The organism is Loktanella salsilacus (genome assembly GCF_900114485.1).
GTDB lineage: Bacteria > Pseudomonadota > Alphaproteobacteria > Rhodobacterales > Rhodobacteraceae > Loktanella > Loktanella salsilacus.
Map to the genome: position 1 here is coordinate 167,099 of NZ_FOTF01000007.1, position 18,470 is coordinate 185,568.

The 18,470-nt window shown below is 62.2% G+C and carries 16 protein-coding genes; 6 read left to right on the forward strand and 10 right to left on the reverse strand.

The features are described 5' to 3' along the window. The first annotated feature begins 24 nt into the window (after positions 1-24). A complete protein-coding gene (gene cobT, locus BM131_RS08300; protein ID WP_090188199.1) occupies positions 25-1,041 on the forward strand; it encodes a nicotinate-nucleotide--dimethylbenzimidazole phosphoribosyltransferase in 1,017 nt (338 codons plus the stop codon). Here the strand turns inward: cobT and BM131_RS08305 are convergent. Next, on the reverse strand, positions 1,038-2,960 hold the full coding sequence (locus BM131_RS08305; protein ID WP_090188202.1) for a cation:proton antiporter domain-containing protein: 1,923 nt from the start codon (positions 2,958-2,960) through the stop codon (positions 1,038-1,040). The genes cobT and BM131_RS08305 overlap by 4 nt on opposite strands. An 88-nt stretch (positions 2,961-3,048) precedes the next feature. Then, a complete protein-coding gene (locus BM131_RS08310; RefSeq protein ID WP_090188205.1) occupies positions 3,049-5,892 on the reverse strand; it encodes a hypothetical protein in 2,844 nt (947 codons plus the stop codon). Positions 5,893-6,037: 145 nt separating this feature from the next. On the opposite strand from BM131_RS08310, the gene BM131_RS08315 reads away from it, so the two are divergent. Beyond that, positions 6,038-6,727, forward strand: coding sequence for an SIMPL domain-containing protein (locus BM131_RS08315; RefSeq protein ID WP_090188207.1), 690 nt, complete (start codon positions 6,038-6,040; stop codon positions 6,725-6,727). Between the two features lie 36 nt (positions 6,728-6,763). Here the strand turns inward: BM131_RS08315 and BM131_RS08320 are convergent, their stop codons facing one another. Then, a complete protein-coding gene (locus BM131_RS08320; protein WP_090188210.1) occupies positions 6,764-8,056 on the reverse strand; it encodes an O-acetylhomoserine aminocarboxypropyltransferase/cysteine synthase family protein in 1,293 nt (430 codons plus the stop codon). Positions 8,057-8,132: 76 nt separating this feature from the next. Here BM131_RS08320 and BM131_RS08325 point away from each other — a divergent pair, with 76 nt between their 5' ends. Continuing rightward, positions 8,133-8,546 (forward strand): VOC family protein, encoded by a 414-nt coding sequence (locus tag BM131_RS08325; RefSeq protein WP_090188213.1) that lies wholly within the window; start codon positions 8,133-8,135, stop codon positions 8,544-8,546. 106 nt (positions 8,547-8,652) lie between these two features. Here the strand turns inward: BM131_RS08325 and BM131_RS08330 are convergent, their stop codons facing one another. Next, entirely contained in the window at positions 8,653-9,654 is a 1,002-nt protein-coding gene (locus BM131_RS08330) for a hypothetical protein (RefSeq protein WP_175499229.1), read from the reverse strand. A gap of 176 nt (positions 9,655-9,830) precedes the next feature. Between BM131_RS08330 and BM131_RS08335 the strand changes: the two genes are divergently transcribed. Further along, the gene (locus BM131_RS08335; protein WP_245754181.1) at positions 9,831-10,367 is read left to right on the forward strand and encodes a hypothetical protein; all 537 of its coding nucleotides are present in this window, start codon (positions 9,831-9,833) and stop codon (positions 10,365-10,367) included. A gap of 11 nt (positions 10,368-10,378) precedes the next feature. Here BM131_RS08335 and BM131_RS08340 read toward each other — a convergent pair whose 3' ends face one another. The 6 genes from BM131_RS08340 to BM131_RS08365 all read right to left on the reverse strand — a co-directional run bounded on the left by BM131_RS08340 (position 10,379) and on the right by BM131_RS08365 (position 16,292). Continuing rightward, positions 10,379-11,368, reverse strand: a complete 990-nt coding sequence (locus BM131_RS08340) for a LacI family DNA-binding transcriptional regulator (RefSeq protein WP_090188218.1) — start codon at positions 11,366-11,368, stop codon at positions 10,379-10,381. 33 nt (positions 11,369-11,401) lie between these two features. Further along, positions 11,402-12,334, reverse strand: coding sequence for a ribokinase (locus tag BM131_RS08345; RefSeq protein ID WP_245754182.1), 933 nt, complete (start codon positions 12,332-12,334; stop codon positions 11,402-11,404). Beyond that, entirely contained in the window at positions 12,331-12,741 is a 411-nt protein-coding gene (gene rbsD / locus BM131_RS08350; RefSeq protein WP_090188221.1) for a D-ribose pyranase, read from the reverse strand. Before rbsD ends, BM131_RS08345 begins: the two co-directional genes overlap by 4 nt. Then, positions 12,738-13,724 (reverse strand): ABC transporter permease, encoded by a 987-nt coding sequence (locus tag BM131_RS08355; protein ID WP_090188223.1) that lies wholly within the window; start codon positions 13,722-13,724, stop codon positions 12,738-12,740. The genes rbsD and BM131_RS08355 overlap by 4 nt, the downstream gene beginning before the upstream one ends. Continuing rightward, positions 13,724-15,295, reverse strand: coding sequence for a sugar ABC transporter ATP-binding protein (locus tag BM131_RS08360; RefSeq protein WP_245754183.1), 1,572 nt, complete (start codon positions 15,293-15,295; stop codon positions 13,724-13,726). Before BM131_RS08360 ends, BM131_RS08355 begins: the two co-directional genes overlap by 1 nt. A 79-nt stretch (positions 15,296-15,374) precedes the next feature. Next, positions 15,375-16,292, reverse strand: a complete 918-nt coding sequence (locus BM131_RS08365; RefSeq protein ID WP_090188229.1) for a sugar ABC transporter substrate-binding protein — start codon at positions 16,290-16,292, stop codon at positions 15,375-15,377. A 245-nt stretch (positions 16,293-16,537) separates the two neighbouring features. Here BM131_RS08365 and BM131_RS08370 point away from each other — a divergent pair, with 245 nt between their 5' ends. Both BM131_RS08370 and BM131_RS08375 read left to right on the forward strand, forming a co-directional pair. Further along, positions 16,538-17,011: a tRNA (cytidine(34)-2'-O)-methyltransferase gene (locus tag BM131_RS08370; RefSeq protein WP_090188231.1), complete on the forward strand. Its 474-nt coding sequence runs from the start codon at positions 16,538-16,540 to the stop codon at positions 17,009-17,011. A gap of 201 nt (positions 17,012-17,212) precedes the next feature. Beyond that, the gene (locus BM131_RS08375) at positions 17,213-18,133 is read left to right on the forward strand and encodes an MBL fold metallo-hydrolase (RefSeq protein ID WP_090188233.1); all 921 of its coding nucleotides are present in this window, start codon (positions 17,213-17,215) and stop codon (positions 18,131-18,133) included. Positions 18,134-18,470 lie beyond the last annotated feature (337 nt).

Below are 18,470 nucleotides of genomic sequence, written 5' to 3' on the forward strand. Positions count from 1 at the left end.
GACCGAACCGCAACGAGGACGACCATGACTGCCCCATTTACCACGCTTAACGATTTTCGTGGCCTTCTTGCCGCTGCACCCCGGGCCGATCAGGTCGCTGTCGATGGGGCAGCCGCGAGGAACGGCCAGCTGACCAAACCGCCCGGTGCCCTTGGCCGGCTAGAGGATTTGGCCCTGTGGTTGGCCGGGTGGCAGGGCACGGACAGACCGCGCATTGTCGCGCCGCAGATCGTGATCTTTGCTGGCAATCATGGCATCTGCGCGCAGGGCGTTTCGGCCTTTCCGGCAGAGGTGACGGCGCAGATGGTCGGTAACTTCCAAGGCGGCGGCGCGGCCATAAACCAGCTTGCGAAGGCCTGCGGCGCGCGCCTTGATGTCGTGCCGCTGGATTTGGACACCCCGACGCAGGATTTTACCCAAGGCCCGGCGATGACCGAGGCAGAGGTTGTCGCAGCCCTAGCCGCTGGGTGGGATGCAGTTGATCCGGCGACGGACCTGCTGGTCGTGGGCGAAATGGGGATTGGCAATACAACATCGGCGGCGGCGATTGCCCATGCGCTGTATGGCGGCTCTCCGGCCGCATGGACGGGGCGCGGTACGGGGGTTGATGATGCGGGTCTTGCGCGCAAAACCGATGTTGTCGCGCGCGGGCTTGGTGCCAACCCGGCAGCAGGCACGGATGCGTTGCAGGCGCTGCGCTGCCTTGGCGGGCGCGAAGTTGCAGCCATGGCGGGGGCCATCGCGCGGGCGCGGGTGGACGGCATTCCGGTGATCCTTGACGGGTTCATCTGCTGCGCGGCTGCCGCGACACTCGCCGCTGCGGTGCCCGGCGCGCTGGATCATGCGGTTGCGGGTCATCAAAGCGCCGAGGCGGCCCATGCTACTTTGCTCGACCGCTTGGGCAAGCCGCCGCTGTTGCAGCTGGGCCTGCGCCTTGGCGAAGGGTCGGGGGCTGCGCTGGCGATCAGCATCGTCAAAGCCGCTGCCGCCTGCCATTCGGATATGGCAACCTTTGCCGAAGCGGCCGTCAGCGCAGGCTAGCTATTGCCGCCAGACGAGGTGTCGCCAGGCCGGCGGGGTAAAAGACGCTCTTTTTCTTCTGTCTCTTGGTTCTGGGCGCGGGCGGCGAGGGCGGTTTCAAGATCGCTGTTCAGCTGCCGCGCGCGGGCGATATAGTCGGGGTTGTCGGCAATCGGCACGCCCGGCTTCCACAGCTTGGCCAGATCGCGGACCATGTCGCGGTCAGAGTGATAGAACAGCGTTTCCGCCTCGGCGGCTTCGAAGTCCGTAAGGCCAAGGTTTTCCAGCGCATAGCGGCCTGCCCGCAAGGAACTGTCGAACATTTCGCGCACGATGTCGTCTGCGCCAGCGGCGTAAAGCTCGTAGGTATGCACCCGGTCGCGGGCGCGGGCGATGATGTGCAGATCGGGGCGCACCTTGCGGGCATAGGCGACAAGGCGTGTTGCCATGTCTTTGTCGTCGATGGCGACCAGCATCACGCGGGCGTCGTCGATCCCGGCAGCGGCCAGCAGATCGGGGCGGGTGGGGTCACCAAAGAAACCGCGATAGCCGAATTTCCGCATCATCTGAACGGCTGGCAGGTCATTGTCGATCACAACGGTGGAAAAGCCAGCGGATTGGATCAGCCGGTTCGCCATTTGGCCAAAGCGGCCGATGCCCGCGATGATAACCGCGCCTTGCTCGTCGACCTCGTCGTGTTCATGCTCTTCGCTGTCATCCATGCGGCGGGACAGCCAGTCGTAGCCGATGAACAGCGCGGGTGTGACCAGCATCGACAGGGCAATGACCAGCAGCAGCATTTCCGACAGACTGCCGGGCAGCACGCCTTGTTGGTCAGAGAAAGAGATCAGCACGAAGCCAAATTCCCCGGCCTGCGCAAGGCCAAGGGTGAACAGCCAGCGATCCTTGCCGCGCATCTTGAACAGGAAGGACAGGGCATAAAGCACCGCGCCTTTGATCACGATGATGCCGATGACATAGGTCGCAACCCGCACGGGCTGCGCCGCGAGCAAGGCAAAGTTAATGCCTGCGCCAACCGTGATAAAGAACAGGCCCAGCAACAGGCCTTTAAACGGCTCAAGGTCGCTTTCCAGCTCGTGCCGGAATTCAGAGTTCGCCAGCACAACGCCCGCCAAAAAGGTACCAAGCGCAGGTGACAGGCCGACCGTTCCCATCAGCACGGCGATCGCGGTGACCATCAACAGGGCGAGGGCGGTGTACATCTCCCTCAATTTCGCGTGGTGGATGTAGCGGAACACGGGGCGCGTCAGGTAGACGCCCGTCAGCACGACGGCGGCAACGGCACCAATGGTCACCAGCGTGACGCCCCAGCCGGGCAGCCCGTCGACAAGGGACAAGGCGGCATGGCTATCTTCGCCAAGGTTTCGCACCAGCGATCCATCGGGCGCGATACTGAGCTTATTGCCAGCCACCGCCAGCAGCGGCAGCAGTGCCAGCATCGGGATCACGGCAATATCCTGCGTCAGCAGGACCGAAAAGACAGATCGCCCGCCCCCCGTTTGCATCAGCCCCTTTTCCGACAGGGTCTGCAGTACGATGGCCGTCGACGACAGCGCCATAATCAGGCCAATCGCGAGCGAGGTCTGGATCGGATAGCCCAGAAACATGCCTGCGCCGGTGACGATGGCCGTCGTCAGTACGATCTGCAGGCCGCCAAGGCCGATCAAGCGTCCACGCATATCCCATAGGGCGCGCGGCTCTAGCTCTAGCCCGATCAGGAACAGCATCATCACGACGCCGAACTCGGCAAAGTGTTGGATGTCCTTCGCCTCTGTCCCGACCAATCCCGTCAGGGGACCGATCACGATACCGGCGGCCAGATAGCCAAGCACGCTGCCAAGACCGAGGCGGGCAGCAAAAGGCACCGCAATGACAGCGGCGCCTAGATAAATCGTAGCCTGAAGCAGAAATGTTTCCATGTGCCTGTCATACAAGGCGCTTGGCGTTACGCAATGGTGGTGCAATCACGGAAGGTTTCGAAGCCGTCACAAATGTGCGGCAAACGCCTTAGCCGGGCAGCACGAGGGCGTAGGTCTTTCCGCGTTTAACGAAGTTCAGCGCGGTATCGCCAATCGCCGTGACTTGGCCGCCATCAAGGGCGCTGCCAACTTCGACCTTAACAAAGCGGCCATTGCCCAGACGCACCAGCGCGCGGCGGGCGTTGGGTTTGCCGTAGACACCGACAAGGTTCATCTGGCGCAGGTTCATCGCATTGTCGACGGTCGCCGCTTGCGCCACGCCGCCGGGGACATTGCCGCTGGGGGCGACGATTGTGGGCGGGGCTGGCGTTGCGGCGACGGCTGCGGTGCGGGTTGGTGCTGGGGCGGCGGCCACGGGCGGCGGCGCTGCGGCTTGGCGCGAGCGGGCCACAACCTGCGCAAAATTATTGGGGCGTGCGTCGGGACGGCGGGCGACGCTGACAGCAAGCGCTGTGCGATTGCTAAACGATGACGCTGGGGCGGCGGCGGCGATGGCGGCGGCAACAGCGTTAATATCGGCGGTGACGATGGCACCGGGAAGGGGCTGCGGCTCTTCCGGTGCGGCTTCGACCTCTGGTGCAAGATCAGAGGGACGCAGAACAGGACGAGAGCCGGTATAGGCGGCGATGACGGCTTCAGCTTCGGTTGGGGTGGCGGCGGTGGCGATCAAGCCGCCGGGCCGCAGGCGCGGACGCACCCCAGTATAGGGAAGCGAAACAGGCAAGGTGGGCGCCTCTGCCACGTCGGTGGTCGGCAAAGTCAGCGCCGCCGCATCACCGGGCCGCAGCACCGGGCGCAGGGGCGGTGGCCCGGCGACGAAGGCAGGGCTGCCTGTCGCGGGCGCTGCTTCCGGCTCTGGCGCATCGGTCGGGACGGCAGCCGCAGCGGCCTCTGCCAGATCATCAGGTCGCACCACCGGATCCACCGGGGCGGTCGCCACACGCGGGGTGCCGGGGCGCAGGACCGGGCGCAGATCCGGCGCGCCTGCGATCACCAACGCGCCTTGCGGCGTCACGACCCCTTCTGGCGTGGCGGCGATATTGCCGCGCGCATCGCGGGCAAACACAACGCCCGCTGCGGGCGGCACTGGCTGGTCTGCGATCACGGCGTCGGGGGCAGCGGCGTCTTGGCCGGGCATGTCCGGCTGGTCCAGCGCCTGCGGTACATCGACGGTGGCGACCGGATCGACCCCTTCCAGCGCTGTGCTGCTGGGCGTTGCGGCAATGCGGGGCGCGCGTTGATAGACGCCGGTCGCGGCATAGATGCGGTCCGCTTCGTCAGGGGACAACACCCGCCCGGCGGGGGCGCGCACGATGGGCGCTGGGGGCACTACGGCCGCCATATCTTGTGGCACAATGGCAGAGGGGGCGGGTTCCGCCGCTTGCGCGACCTCGGCCGTAGGGGCGTCAGTTTCCTCTGCGGTGGCGACAGGTGTCTGAGGCGCGACATCTGTTTGCGGCGCAGGTTCGCCTTGCGCCAAATCAGCGGCAAGCGTGTCGTCGAAGGAAGGCTCTTGTGTCGCGGCTGCGATTTGCGGTTCGGCATCCGCGCCGGTGAACCAGCTTGTCACGGTGCCGCTTGGCAACGTCAGGGACCACAATCCCACCAGCAGCATTACCAAGAGCAAGATTGCAGTCAGGATCAACCCGAGGAAGCGCGTTTTGCCGCGTTCCTTGACGCGTCCCTTTGCAGGCTGCGGTGCGGCCTGCGCCTGCGCTGCAGGGCGGTCGTCGATGATCTGCACGCCGGACTGGGCCGCGATGGCGGCTGCAAGTGCGGACACCGGCTCTTTTGCACGCCCATTGGCGGCCACGGGGGCGGGGGGTTCTTTGCGGCGGGTGAACAACGGCTCTTGCGCGGGTGCGGCTAGGGGGGCGGCGGTCACGCCATCGGGCATGGCTGTGGCTTTGATTGCAGGCGCGGTGCCTGTTACCGGCTGGGCGATACGCGGGGGGGGCGATGCGGTGCTCGTGCTCTGTGCCAAGGCTGCTTCGCTTGGCGCGCGGCGTGCGGCCAAAGCTGTCGCGATTGCATTGTCGGCAGGTTGGGCTGATAGCGTGGACCGTTTGGCTGCGTCGATCGTCGGTGCCGCGATTTTACTGCGGGATGCAAAAACTGGTGCGTCGCCTGGCTCGATCGGGTCCGGTACGGCAGCGGGCTGATCTGCCTCTGGCGGCGGCGCAGATGCCTCTGCGGTTTGGGGCGCGGTGTCTTGGTCTGGCAACGCGTCGCTGACCGGCATGGGCGCATCGGACTGCGCGGCTGCTTCAGGCGCAGGATCAGGCTCGATTTCAGGTTCAGGCGCGGGCGCGGCGTCAGGCTCAGCCGCAGGTGCGGATTTTGGCAAATCGACGACGCCGGTTTGGACGACAGGCTTATCGGCCCGGGTCAGGTCCATAGTGCGCCCGGCGGGCAGGGCGCCAAAGAACACCTCTGCGTCAAAGGTGCCCGGTTCGGGTAGGGCGGCGCAGGCGACGGGATTGAACAGATTGTCCGTGGCAAAGGCCGTCGCCTCGACCAGCGTTTCTTGGGCGACAGCGGCGATATAGGTGCTGCCATTCGCGCGCACCGTATCAATGACCAGTTCATTCAGCGCATAGGGCGTTTCGCCGTCCAGCGCGTGGTGCACATCGTCCGCGGTCGTGTCTTCGCCCTGCAAAGTCATGTAGCGGATTTGATCGCTTGGGATCACCAGCTTTGTGCGCATGCCAGAAGGGTCCAGCGCAAGCGCTTGGTCCCGCAAAACTGACAGGGCCGCAGGTAGGTCGGCTGTCTCAAGCGGCACCTCGCCCACAAGGTGCCAGCCATCTGGCACCTGTTGCAGAAGGGCGATACCGTCGAATGAAAGCGAGAGTGCGAAATTAGGTGTCATCGATTGGCCATACGTCCGTGCGCAATACAAGAAATGTTCGGTATTCTTATGCGCAGGCTAACGCAGAACCGGGCCGGGGCCAAGGCGTTCGACACGGCGTTGGCGCTCGCTCGCTTGTGGTAAACCATTTGGAAAGAATAGAGCCATGATTAAGACATTACAGATCGCAAGCCTGCTGCTGTGCAGTGCAGCAATCCCGGCTGCGGCGCAGGACGCCGGGCTGACGGTAACGGGGACCGGCCAAGTCATGGCCAGCCCCGATATGGCCAGCCTGTCGCTGGGCGTTCTGGCGCAGGCCCCGACAGCGGCGCAGGCCGTGCGCGACATGAGCGCGGATATGGACAAGGTCATGGCCAGCCTGACCGCTGCCGGGATCGCGCCCGAGGATATCCAAACCAGCGGTCTGCGCGTTGATGTGCAGCAAAGTTATGACGAGGCGACACAGTCGTCGCGCATTACCGGCTATGTCGCGGCCACAGATGTCAGCGTGCAAGTGCTTGATTTGTCCCAATTGGGGCAGACGCTCGACGCCGTGGTCCAAGAGGGCGCGAACCAGATGAACGGCCTGACCTTCGATTTGCAGGACCGCAAGCCCGCCTTAGACGACGCGCGCCGCGCCGCAGTCGCCGACGCGATGGATAAGGCTGAGCTTTACGCGCAGGCGGCTGGCGTAGCCTTGGGTCCCGTGCAGTCGCTGACCGAAGGCGGCGCATCTGGCGGCGCGCCGCAGCCATATATGCGCATGGCGATGGACAGCGCCGAAAAGGTGCCCGTGGCGGCTGGCCAAATCACGATCAGCGCCGATGTCACTGTGACTTGGGGCTTTGGCGAATAATTAATGTGGGCGGGGCCGAAACCCCGCCCATTGTTTTTAGGCCGTCGCTTTTGACAGCGCCTGATCCAGATCCATAATCAGATCGTCCGCATCCTCGATCCCGATGGACACACGCACGATTTCCGGTGCTGCACCTGCCGCGCGCTGCTGGTTTTCGTCCAACTGGCGGTGGGTGGTGGACGCCGGGTGAATGATCAAGCTGCGCGTATCGCCAAGGTTCGCCACGTGGCTAAAGATCTCGAGGTTGTCGATCAGCTTGATGCAGGCCTCATAGCCGCCCTTGACCGCAAAGGTGAACAAGCCGCCCGCGCCTTTGGGACAGACTTTTTCGACGCGGTCAAAGTACTTGCTGCTCTTCAAACCAGCATAGGTGACATAGTCGACGCGGGGGTCGTCCTCTAGCCACTTGGCAATCTTTTGCGCGTTCTGCACATGGCGTTCCATACGCAGGGACAGCGTTTCAATCCCCATCAGGGTATAGTGGGCGCCCTGCGGGTTCATGGTCATGCCCAGATCGCGCAGACCAATAGCGATCCCGTGAAAGGTGAAGGCTAGCGGGCCAAAGGTCTCGGCGAACTTAAGGCCGTGATACGCAGGCTCGGGCTCTGACAGGGACGGGAATTTGCCCGAGGCGGCCCAGTCAAATTTGCCCGAATCCACAACGCAGCCACCGGTGACAGTGCCGTTACCCGTCAGGTATTTCGTGGTGGAATGAACGACCAGTGTCGCGCCAAGCTCGATCGGGCGGCACAGATATGGCGTGGCTGTGGTGTTGTCGATGATCAGGGGAATGCCTGCGTCATCGGCAATATCGGCAATCGCGCGCACGTCCATGATATAGCCGCCGGGGTTGGCAATCGCCTCGCCAAAGATCGCCTGCGTGTCGTCATTGATCGCGGCCTTCACCGCGTCCAGATCGTCAAAGTCGACAAAGGTCGCGGACCAGCCGAAACGCTTGATCGTCTGGGTGAACTGCGTGACCGTGCCGCCATAAAGCCGCGTGCTGGCGACGATGTTCTTGCCCGGTGCCATCAGCGGAAACAGCGCCATCAATTGCGCCGCATGACCAGACGAACAGCACACACCGCCTGCGCCGCCTTCAAGTGTCGCGATCCGTTCCTGCAGCGCTGCGACCGTGGGGTTGGTCAGGCGCGAATAGATATAGCCGACCTCTTGCAGGTTAAACAGCGCCGCCGCGTGGTCCGCATCGCGGAACACATAGGCCGTCGTTTGATAGATCGGCACCTGCCGCGCACCCGTGGCCGGGTCGGGGCGTGCACCCGCGTGAATCTGTAGCGTATCAAAACCGTAGGTAGGTTCGCCGGACATGTCTCTCTCCCTTTGCAATGCGTTGCGACAGGTTTAGGAGGTTTCAACCCACCACTCAACGACCAAGGAGCCGCCAATGCCTTACCCGTTCCATTTTGCCTATCATGTCAGCGATCTGGACGAAGCACGGGACTTCTATACCGGCGCGCTTGGCGCGGTTGAGGGGCGCTCGACGGACACTTGGGTCGATTTCGATTTCTACGGTCACCAATTATCGCTGCATCTGGGCGCGCCTTTCGCCAATGCCGCAACGGGCAAGGTCGGCGGTCACATGGTCCCAATGCCGCACTTTGGCATCATCCTGCCGCTGGACGAATGGAACAAGCTCGCAGGCCGGCTAGAAGAGCGCCAGACCGATTTCATTCTCGCCCCCTCTGTCCGCTTTAAGGGCGAGCCGGGCGAGCAATGGACAATGTTCTTCCGCGACCCCTCGGGTAATCCCATCGAAGTTAAAGGCCTTGCACCCGACTCGGATATCTTCGCCAAATAGCGCCGCGCCCCCCTTCTTCTGGTCAAAAATACCTCGGGGTTTGGGGCAGCGCCCCAAGATCCGATTTTTCGCCGAAAAATCGGAACCCTCTGTTTTCGCACAATTCCTAGCGGATCCAAAATCCCTTGGCTTTGATCTGATTGCGGATCTGTTGTTCGCGCTTTGGCAAATCATTGCGGTCGAACATCGCGCGCACTTTTTGGCCACGGCCCTGATAGATCATCCGCTTGTAGGCATCATACCCCTTCAGCAGTTTCTTGATCTTATTGGGGGCGGTGACGGCCTCCATCACCTGCACGGCGCGGTCGCTTTCGCGGGCATAGAACAGCGGCAGAATGCGGTAGTGGCAGGTCACATCGCCGTCGAGCCCGTCTAGCTCTGGCCCTGGTCGGCCGCCACCAAAGCTGTGGATCACCAGCGGCAGGACGATCTGGTCCAGCCATGGGTGAAGCGATTGGATCACCAGTTCCTCTGGCGCGTCGTCGCGCACGGTTTTGGCGTAGTCCAAAAACCGCTGGCCAAAGGCCGCCGGGTCCGCGCCAAAGAACCAACCGGCGTTGAAATACAGATACCGCTGCCAGTAATCATCCGGGTGCGACAGATCGAGGCTGGATGCGAAATCCAGCCCGAAGCGGTCGTAAAGCGACTTCCAAACCGCGGTGTAGCCCGGCCAATACAGCTCTTCTTGGGGCCAAGTGCCTTCGCGGCGCATGGACGCGGCGGGGCGGTTGAAATCTAGGGGCAGCTCCGACAGCTCTCCGGTGATCAGGGTGTCGGTGTCAAAGAACATGAACGGCTCGCCCGCAGGCAGGGCAGCCAGACCTTCAATCTTGTTGCCATAAGGATAGCTGCTGCCAAAAACATGGCTGTCAAAGGGCACGACCTGCGCGCCCATCTCAAGCAGCGCGTCGCGGATGTCTTGGCTCATGCGCGGGTCGTGATCCCACAGCGGGCCGGGCTGGGGTTCGACGACGAAAACCCCGCCTGAAAACTGCGGTGACATCTCGCGCAGCGACGCGACAAAGACCAAGGCCTCGTACTGCAGGCGCCCGCCTTGGCCCACGATCATGATGTTGAAGGGCTGCTGGCCCGCTTGCATCTTTGCCATGGTCTATGCGTCCTGTTTGGCCTTTCGGCGGACCATAACGGCTGCAAGGCAGGCTGACCAGACGCGAACAGGACTGGATTAAGATGGGGCAGAACACTTTCGCAGGCGCGTGCGCATTTCTGCCCCTCACATTCGCGGCCAGATCGCTTATGGCTGCTGTAACCTATGGAGGGTGAATGATGGCCTCGTCCAAGAACGTTGTCGAACTGGTTGCCGTATCGCGCGCGAATGCGCAGGCGGCGCAGGATACGATTGGTGAAATTTTGCGCACGGCGGGCGGCGCTGATGTCACCGGCGATCAGGCCGAGGCGCTGCGCGCTGCGACCGTCGCGCTAGAACTGGAAGCGATTGATATCTACACCGCCTTTGAAGCGCGGATGCAGCACCATTTCAAACGCGGACCGTTTTCGCGCAAGCTGCAGGCATTGCTGATTGAAAGCGGCAAGGCTGATTTGGCGGACCGGATTTACCAGTATTATCTGGCAGTGAACGTGCTGAAACATGGCAAGGGCGACAGCTACCGCGCGCTTGTGAAAGACCCGTCGCCTTTGGTCGTGCTGCGGCCTGCGCCGGACGCGGCGTTGTCAGAGGTTGAGGCTGAGGCTGAGGGCGCGGATCGCCCCGCCGGATTGGTGGATGTGACAGATCCCGGTTTCTTTGCCGGGCTGACCGATGCCATCTTGCAGGCGGCTGCGTTTCTTAAAAAGCGGTAAGCGCGGCGGGCCTAAATTTGCGCAGCGCCGCTGGAGCTGCGCACCATCAGCGTGCCTTGCAGCAGCACGTCGGCTGATCCGGCTTTGCAGTCAAATATCGCAGCGATGGACCGCTTGGCCAGTTGGTCCATCGGCTGTTGAAACGACGTCAGGCGCGGCACCACTAGCGACGCAAGGTCGATGTCGTCGAACCCTGTGACAGACACCTGCGCGGGCACTTCGATCTGTAAATCGCGCGCACAGCGCAGCACCCCGATGGCAAGCTGATCGTTCGCGGCTGCGATGGCCGTGACGCGCTGGGCGGCAGGGGCGGCAAAGATTGTGCGGGCGATATCCTCGCCGGATTGATAGCCGAAATGGCCGTTGTGGATTGTCAGTTCAACGGCAGGGTCACGCTGGCGCAGGGCGTCTATGCGGGACTGAAAGCCGGCCAGACGGGCGCGGCCGACAAACGTGTCCTGCGGTCCCGCGATATAGGCGATGCGGCGATGGCCCAGCCCGAACAGATGATCCGCAATCTGCGCCGACCCTTCGGCGTGATCGGTCGAAATCAGGCTGTAATCGGACAGGCGGCGGTCCACGGACACGATGGCTGTGTCGGTGACGTAGCGGTCTGACACCTCGTCCGACACGGCGCAGACGATGATGCCGCGCGGGGTGCGATCCAGCAGGGCCATGATCTGCCGATGCTCTGTCGGTTTGTCATCGTGGGAATTGGCCAGCATGACCATATGATCGCGCACCGCGGCCTCTGTCTCGATCGCTTTGGCAAGCTGGGCGAAATAGGGGTTGGAAATGTCGGGCACGACCAGTCCGATCACATTGACCATATTCGTGCGCAGGGCGCGGGCGGCCAGATTAGGGCGATAACCCAGCTGCGTGACCGCGTCGCGCACGCGGGTTTGCAGGGCGGGTTTGACCGTGGGATCGCCGCTTAGGACCTTGGATACGGTCCCGACGGATACGCCTGCCGTGGCTGCGACGTCCTTGATCGTGGCCATGTTCCGCTCCGTGATACCGCTGGTATCAACGGTTTAGCACTGCTTGGCACCGGACGCACGGCTGGAGATGAAAGTTGTCACCTCGCTGTGTGCGGGCAGGGACGCGGCCGCGCCGCGCCGGGTGGTGGCAAGGGCTGCGGCATGCAGGGCGTAAGTCACAGCATCCGCAACGAGTGCGCCTTGCGCCAGCGCAGTGGCAAGCGCACCGTTAAAGCAATCGCCAGCGGCGACCGTATCAATGGCATCAACCTTGCAGGCCGGGGCCGCACCGGATTGGCCGTCAATGCACCAGACCACACCGTCGCCCCCCATCGTCACAATCGCACCGCGCCCGCAATGCCGGGCAAGCTTTGCTGCGACCTGTGCGGGCGGGATGTCATCGCTAAGGCCGGACAGCAGGCGCGCCTCGGCGAGGTTGGGGGTGACGATGTCGAATTGGCTTAGGATATCCGGGCCCCAAGGTGTGTCTGGGGCAGGGGCGGGGTCCATGACCACCAACGCTCCCGCCGCCCGCGCCAGATGCGCAGCGGCGCTTGAGCCGTCCAAGGGAATTTCGTTTTGCAGTAGCAACACAGATACGCCTGCAAAGACATCTGCCTTGCGGGTCACAGTCTGCGCGGTCACGGCGTCATTTGCACCGGGGGACAGGCGGATGATGTTCTGACCATCCGGCCCCACGTCGATGCTGGCGATGCCAGTGGGCGTATCGTCCAAGCTATCGGCATAAAGCGCGACACCTTGCGCGATCAGCTCTGCACTGGCGCGGCTGCCAAAGCCGTCGCGGCCAAGTGCGCCGATCATGGTGACACGGGCCCCCAGCCGGGCTGCGGCGATGGCTTGGTTTGCGCCTTTGCCGCCCAATTGCACTAGCGTTTCGTGCGCGCGGATGGTTTCACCCACTGCGGGCCAGCGCGGCAGGTAAAGGGTCATGTCCATATTAATACTGCCGACGACAAGAACGCTCAAAACGCAACTCCGCTGATCAGGATGACATTGGCGTAGGGGGTGACCTCGCCAGTGCGGATGAAGGCGCGGGCGCTGGCTGTGCTTTCCTTGAACGCCTCATGCGTCAGCGTGCTGCGGGCGATAGGTCGGCCTTGATCGGCAGCCCAGCCATCACAAGCCGCAGTCAGATCGCGGGTCAGGTCGGCAGAGGCTTCTTGCGCCCAGACGATGCCTTCGATCACCAGTTCTGCGCGGATCGCCTGCAAGACCTGATCAAAGCACGGCACGCCCGCTGTGACAGCCAGATCAATGACCGGCACCCCCGGCGGCACAGGCAAGCCTGCGTCCGCCACGACGATGCAGTCGCCATGCCCAAGGGTCGCAATCAGTGCGCTGAGGTGGCGGTTCAGAAGGGCCGTGCGTTTCATGATGCGCTATACTTTGCACGGTAGTGGTCAAGGATGACGGCGACGATGATGACGACGCCGGTGATCATCTGGCGCAGAAAATCGCTGAGCCCCATCAGGATCAAACCATTGGCCAGCACGCCGATAATAAAGGCCCCCAGCAACGTGCCGATCACCGAACCGCGCCCGCCTGCAAGGCTGGTGCCGCCGATGATCACGGCTGCGATAGCGTTTAGCTCGAACCCAATGCCGGCAATCGGGCTCGCGATGTTCAGGCGCGCCATATAGATGATCGCGGCGAAACCGGCGGCCAGACCGCTGATCGAAAAGGCGATGACCTTGTACCAAAACACGGGATGCCCGGCGAGGCGGACAGCTTCTTCGTTATTGCCGATCCCGTACAGCAGGCGGCCAAACACAGTGCGGTTCAGCACAAACCACGCGATCAGCGTCATCACCAGCGCCACGATGAACACCACGGGCACGCCGCCGATCAGCATGGAGCCGAATTCCTCGAACGCGAGGGGGAAGGCATAGATGGTTTCGGCGTTCGACACCTGAAGCCCGGCGCCGCGCGCGATATTCAACATGCCCAGCGTAATGATAAACGACGGCAGGCCCCAATAGGCGCTGATCACGCCGTTGAGTAATCCGCAGATCATGCCGACGCCAAGACCCGCAACACAGGCCAGCAGGATCAGTTCTGTGTCGCCAAAGCCGGGCAGGGTGATCGCCTTGCCTGCGACGACGGCGGCGAAGGCCATGACCGACCCGACCGACAAATCGATGCCGCCGATCAGGATGACGAAGGTCATGCCGACGGCAAGGATAAGATTGATCGTGATCTGCGTCAGGATGTTGGTGATGTTATTCGCGGTCAGAAAGTATTCTGACGAAAACGAAAAGATGACGATCAGAAACAGTAGCGCCAGACCAATGCCGGCGTTGTTGATCAGGGACCGAAGGGCCGCCAGCTTTGGGGTTGCGGTGGTGGGGGATGCCATCAGCGGGCTCCTTCAATTTGCAAGTCTGCGATGGGGGAGGTGTCACTCTGGCCGTAAGCCAGATTGAGGATGCCCTCTTCGGTGAAATCGGGGCGGTGGACTGTGCCCATGATGCGGTGGTTGGCCATGACCATGATCCGGTCGGACAGGTTGGTCAGTTCCGGCAGTTCCGACGATACGATCAACAGGGCGACGCCTTGGGCGGCCAGATCGCGCAAGATGGCATAGATTTCGGCTTTGGCACCGACGTCGATCCCGCGGGTCGGCTCGTCCAGAATCAGGATGCGGGGATTGCGGGCCAGCCACTTGGCCAAGACGACCTTTTGCTGGTTGCCGCCCGACAGGCTAGAGGCGGGATCGCGCACAGAGCCGCATTTCAGCCGCAGCCGCGCGCCGCCTTCCTCTGCAATTTGCTGTTCGCGGGCAAAGCGCAGCAGCCCGCCTCGCGATATGTCCTTCATGCTGGCCAGCGCGATATTTGCGGCGATGGGCATATCAAGGATCAGGCCCTCGTCCTTGCGATCCTCGGTGACGAAGGCGATGCTGGCAGCGATGGCGTCGCGCGGGTCTTTGAAATGCACTGCGCTGCCGTTGCATTCCAGCGTGCCCGACAGCACCGGATCTGCGGCTACGATACCGCGTAGCAATTCCGTCCGGCCCGCGCCGACAAGGCCCGCGATGCCAAGGATTTCGCCGTAGTGCAGATCAAGGCTGACGCCCGCAGGGTTTGGGTCAGAGGCGACGCGCAGACCTTTGAGCGACAGCGCAACATCGCCGGGGATGCGGGCGGCGGTGGCGGCGCCCATCTGGGCCTCCAACTCTCGGCCGACCATGTTGCGCACGATGTTTTGCGGCGTGGTGTCGGGGATGTTCTCGGTGATGATCGTCTCGCCGCTGCGAAACACGGTGACGCGGTCACAAATGGCAAAGACTTCATCAAGGTAGTGCGTGACAAAAACGACGGTGACGCCCCGGTCGCGGATGCCGGTGACGATGTCGAACAGGCGGGTGGTTTCACGTTCGGTTAACGTAGCCGTCGGCTCGTCCAGGATCAGGATCGCACTGTCCGATTGCAGGGCGCGGGCGATTTCCACCAACTGACGATGCGCGATGCCAAGGCTGCTGACAGGGGCGCGCACGTCAACGTCGCTTAGCCCGATGGCGTCCAGCGCAACGCGGGCGCGGCGGTTCATCTCTGGCCGGTTCAACAGGCCGAACCGGTTGCGCGGCATTGCCTCGATCGAGATGTTCTCGGCCACGCTCAGGTGTTGCAGCAGGTTGAATTCTTGATGCACGACCTGCAATCCGCTGGCCTTGGCATCATGGGGGCTGGCGGGGCGATAGGGCGCGCCGTTCAGCGTGATCTGACCCGCGTCATGGGGAAATACCCCGGACAGGATCTTGATCAGCGTCGATTTGCCGGCACCGTTTTCGCCCACAAGCGCGTGGATTTCGCCGCGTCGCAGGGAAAAGCTGGCACCATCCAGCGCACGCACGCCGCCAAAGTGCTTTTTTAGACCCGTGACGGTCAGGATGTCATCCGGCGCGGCGACAGGGTTGGGATCAGGCACAGCTGAACACATCAAAACGACCACTTCTTTTGGGGGTATAGAAAAGGGGCGCGCCCGGCGGCCGGGCGCGCCGGACCGCTTACTTGGTGACAAGCTCGATAGGGGTCGTGACCCAGCCTTCCAGCTCTGGTCCGCCAGCGACGACCTCCAGCGCAAGATCGATGGCATTCGCCGCCATTTGCTGGCCGAACTGGTCAACCGACGCCAGCATGCGTCCGTCTTCGATCATGGGCAGCACGGCGGGGATCGCGTCAAAGCCCACAACGATGATGTCGCTGCGGCCTGCGTTTTCCAGCGCCTTGACGACACCGATCGCCATGGAATCGTTGGCGGCCATGACGCCCTGCAGGTCAGGGTGCGCGGTCAGCATGGTCGAGAAGACTTGGTTCGCCTCTTCGGTTTCCCAATGCGCAGTGCGGCTGTCCAGCAGGTCAAGGCTATGCTCTGCCACGGCGTCTTCAAAGCCTAAACGGCGCTGCGTCGCGTTGTCTGCGCTGGGGTTGCCTTCGATAATGACAACTTTCCCGCCAGCACCCAAAGCTTCGGCAAGGGCATCGCCCGCCATCTTTGCGCCGCCGCGGTTGTCGGGGCCGACAAAGGCCAGTTCCAACCCTTGCTGCGCCTTGGCGTCCGCGTCCAAGGCGACGTCAAAGTTGACGACCGTAATGCCGGCCGCGATCGCCTTTTTGATCGGGCGCACCATAGCTTTGGAATCGGCAGGGGCGATGACGATGGCATCGACGCCTTGCGTGATGAAATTCTCGACCGCGTTAATCTGGCTTTCAAAGTCCGTCTCGTTTTGCATGCCGACAGCGCGCAGTTCATAATCGCCGCGCTGGGCTGCGTGGGCCTCTGCGCCTTCCATCATGTTCTGGAAAAACTCGTTGGCCAGCGATTTCATCACCAGTCCCACGACGGGTTTGTCCTGCGCCATTACGGGTGCAGCAAGCAAAGCGATAGCGGCCGCAGCCGAGGCTGCGATTTTTGTAAAAGTCATTGGTTCCCTCCCAAGGATATATACCGCGCCGCCCCTAATCTGGTGCGATGCGATAGGGGGGAACTGACCATAGCGGCGGCGGATATGTCAATATGAAACGTTTCATATTTGCAAAAACGTCGATTGGGGCCGTTTGGGGCAGGGCAAAGGCGCGCGGTTGGTGCTGTTACAAACAGCTGTAACCGACTAGGTACGCTTGAAATGCGATGTGACTGCGCGCCCATGACCCAGAGAGCCTATCCCCTATGTCTAATCCGAGCATGAAAGTGGTTTTGGTCACGCCCGAAATTCCGTTCAACACAGGTGCAATTGGACGGACCTGCGTCGCGCTGGACCTAGAGCTGATCTTGATCAAGCCTTACGGATTTTCATTGGATGAAAAATCAGTACGCCGCGCGGGAACGGATTATTGGAAGCATGTTCACCTAAGTGAATATGAGAGCTGGCAAAGCTTTCTGGACGCACGCAAACCACCGCGGGATGGCCTGTATTTCTTCGAGGAACACGGTGCGCAAAGCGTCTTTGATCCGGTGTATCAACCTGATGCCTATCTTGTCTTTGGTTGTGAATCTGCCGGGCTTCCGGCTACAATCCTGAATGACATGGACGACCGTGTCTTTAGCCTGCCGATGCGCAATCCCCTTGTCCGATCGCTGAACCTAGCAAACGTGGCGACGGCTGTCGTTTATCAAGCAATGCGCACCCAACTGGGCGGTTGAGTGTAAGGTAGGTCATCCGCGACTTGTAAGTTGCGCGCGGCCGCAAAGCCCTGCTGCGCGCCAGGTGCAAGATAAGATGATTGGGTAACGCCAAAGGTTCGCAGAAACCGCATCAGGTTTTGCCGGATCAGGGATCAGGCCTACGTTAAGGGTCGTGTTCTGGGCGTATTCAGATTTTTCAAGCTGCGAAGGACAAGATAGATGACTGAAGTGAGCAAGCTGAAACAACCTATCGTGCGACACTCGGCCTCGACCGGGGCGGGCAGCCCAGATGTCTGGGGCATTTACGAACCGGGCACGGGGTCGATCCAATATATTTGCGCCGATCCAGCGACGAAAAAGGCGGCGCTGATCGATGTGGTCTGGAACTTTGACCCTGCCAGTTTCGCCACAAGCACCGAAAGTATCGATCAGGTGCTGGACCTTGTGCGCGACAACGGACTTGTCGTTGACCGTGTGCTCGACACCCACCCGCACGCCGATCACGTCATGGCCTCCACTTTGTTAAAGGCCCGCACTGGCGCGCCGAATGCCATCGGCGAAAAGGTGCGCGATATCGCAAAGCTTTGGCGCGATATCTACAACACGCCGGACGCCTTTGATCCTGATGCGGATTTCGATGATCTGTTCGCCGACGGGGACAGTTTTGCCCTAGGCGATCTGACGGTGCGGGTGATGCTGTCGCCGGGGCATACGCTTGGGTCGATCACCTATGTGTGCGGCAATGCGGCCTTTGTTCATGATACCTTTATGCAGCCGGACAGCGGCACGGCGCGTGCCGATTTCCCCGGCGGCAGTGCCACCGATCTGTGGGAATCGTTGCAAGCAATCCTCGCGCTGCCGGACGACACCCGGCTGTTCGTCGGTCACGATTACGGGGCGACCGGGCGGGACGCGCCAGAATGGGAAGCGAGCGTGGCGGACCACAAGGCGCACAATATCCATGTCAGCGACGGCACCGAAAAGGCCGCCTATATCAAAACCCGCATGGACCGGGACGCGACGCTGTCGCTGCCGCAGCGCATGCTGGCCGCCTTGCAGATCAACCTGCGCGCCGGGCAACTGCCCGCAGCAGAGGATGACGGGGCCGCGTATCTGAAAATCCCCGTCGACAAGTTCTGATCTTGGCGGACTGCAGGCGGCCGCGGGTGAGCGCCACCTGATCCGTCAACACCGCGCACGCTTTGCGCATCAGCTTGTGCGGGCGGCCAAGCGGCAAGCCCGACACAGCTTCGGTGGGTGGATGAAGTTCGAGAGCCGCGGTTCGGCTGAATACTTGATCAGGGGCCCTCTGTACGCTCGAATCGGATGTCATACGGTCGTCGCTCGCCCAAGACAAAGGATACGCTGCGCGCTTTCCGAGCGGGGCAGGCGCGGGCGCAAGATCAGATTTCTGGGTTCCGCCAACAGCTGTCAGACCGCGCGCCTATCTTGCGCGTCAGCGGGTTAATTTAGCAAA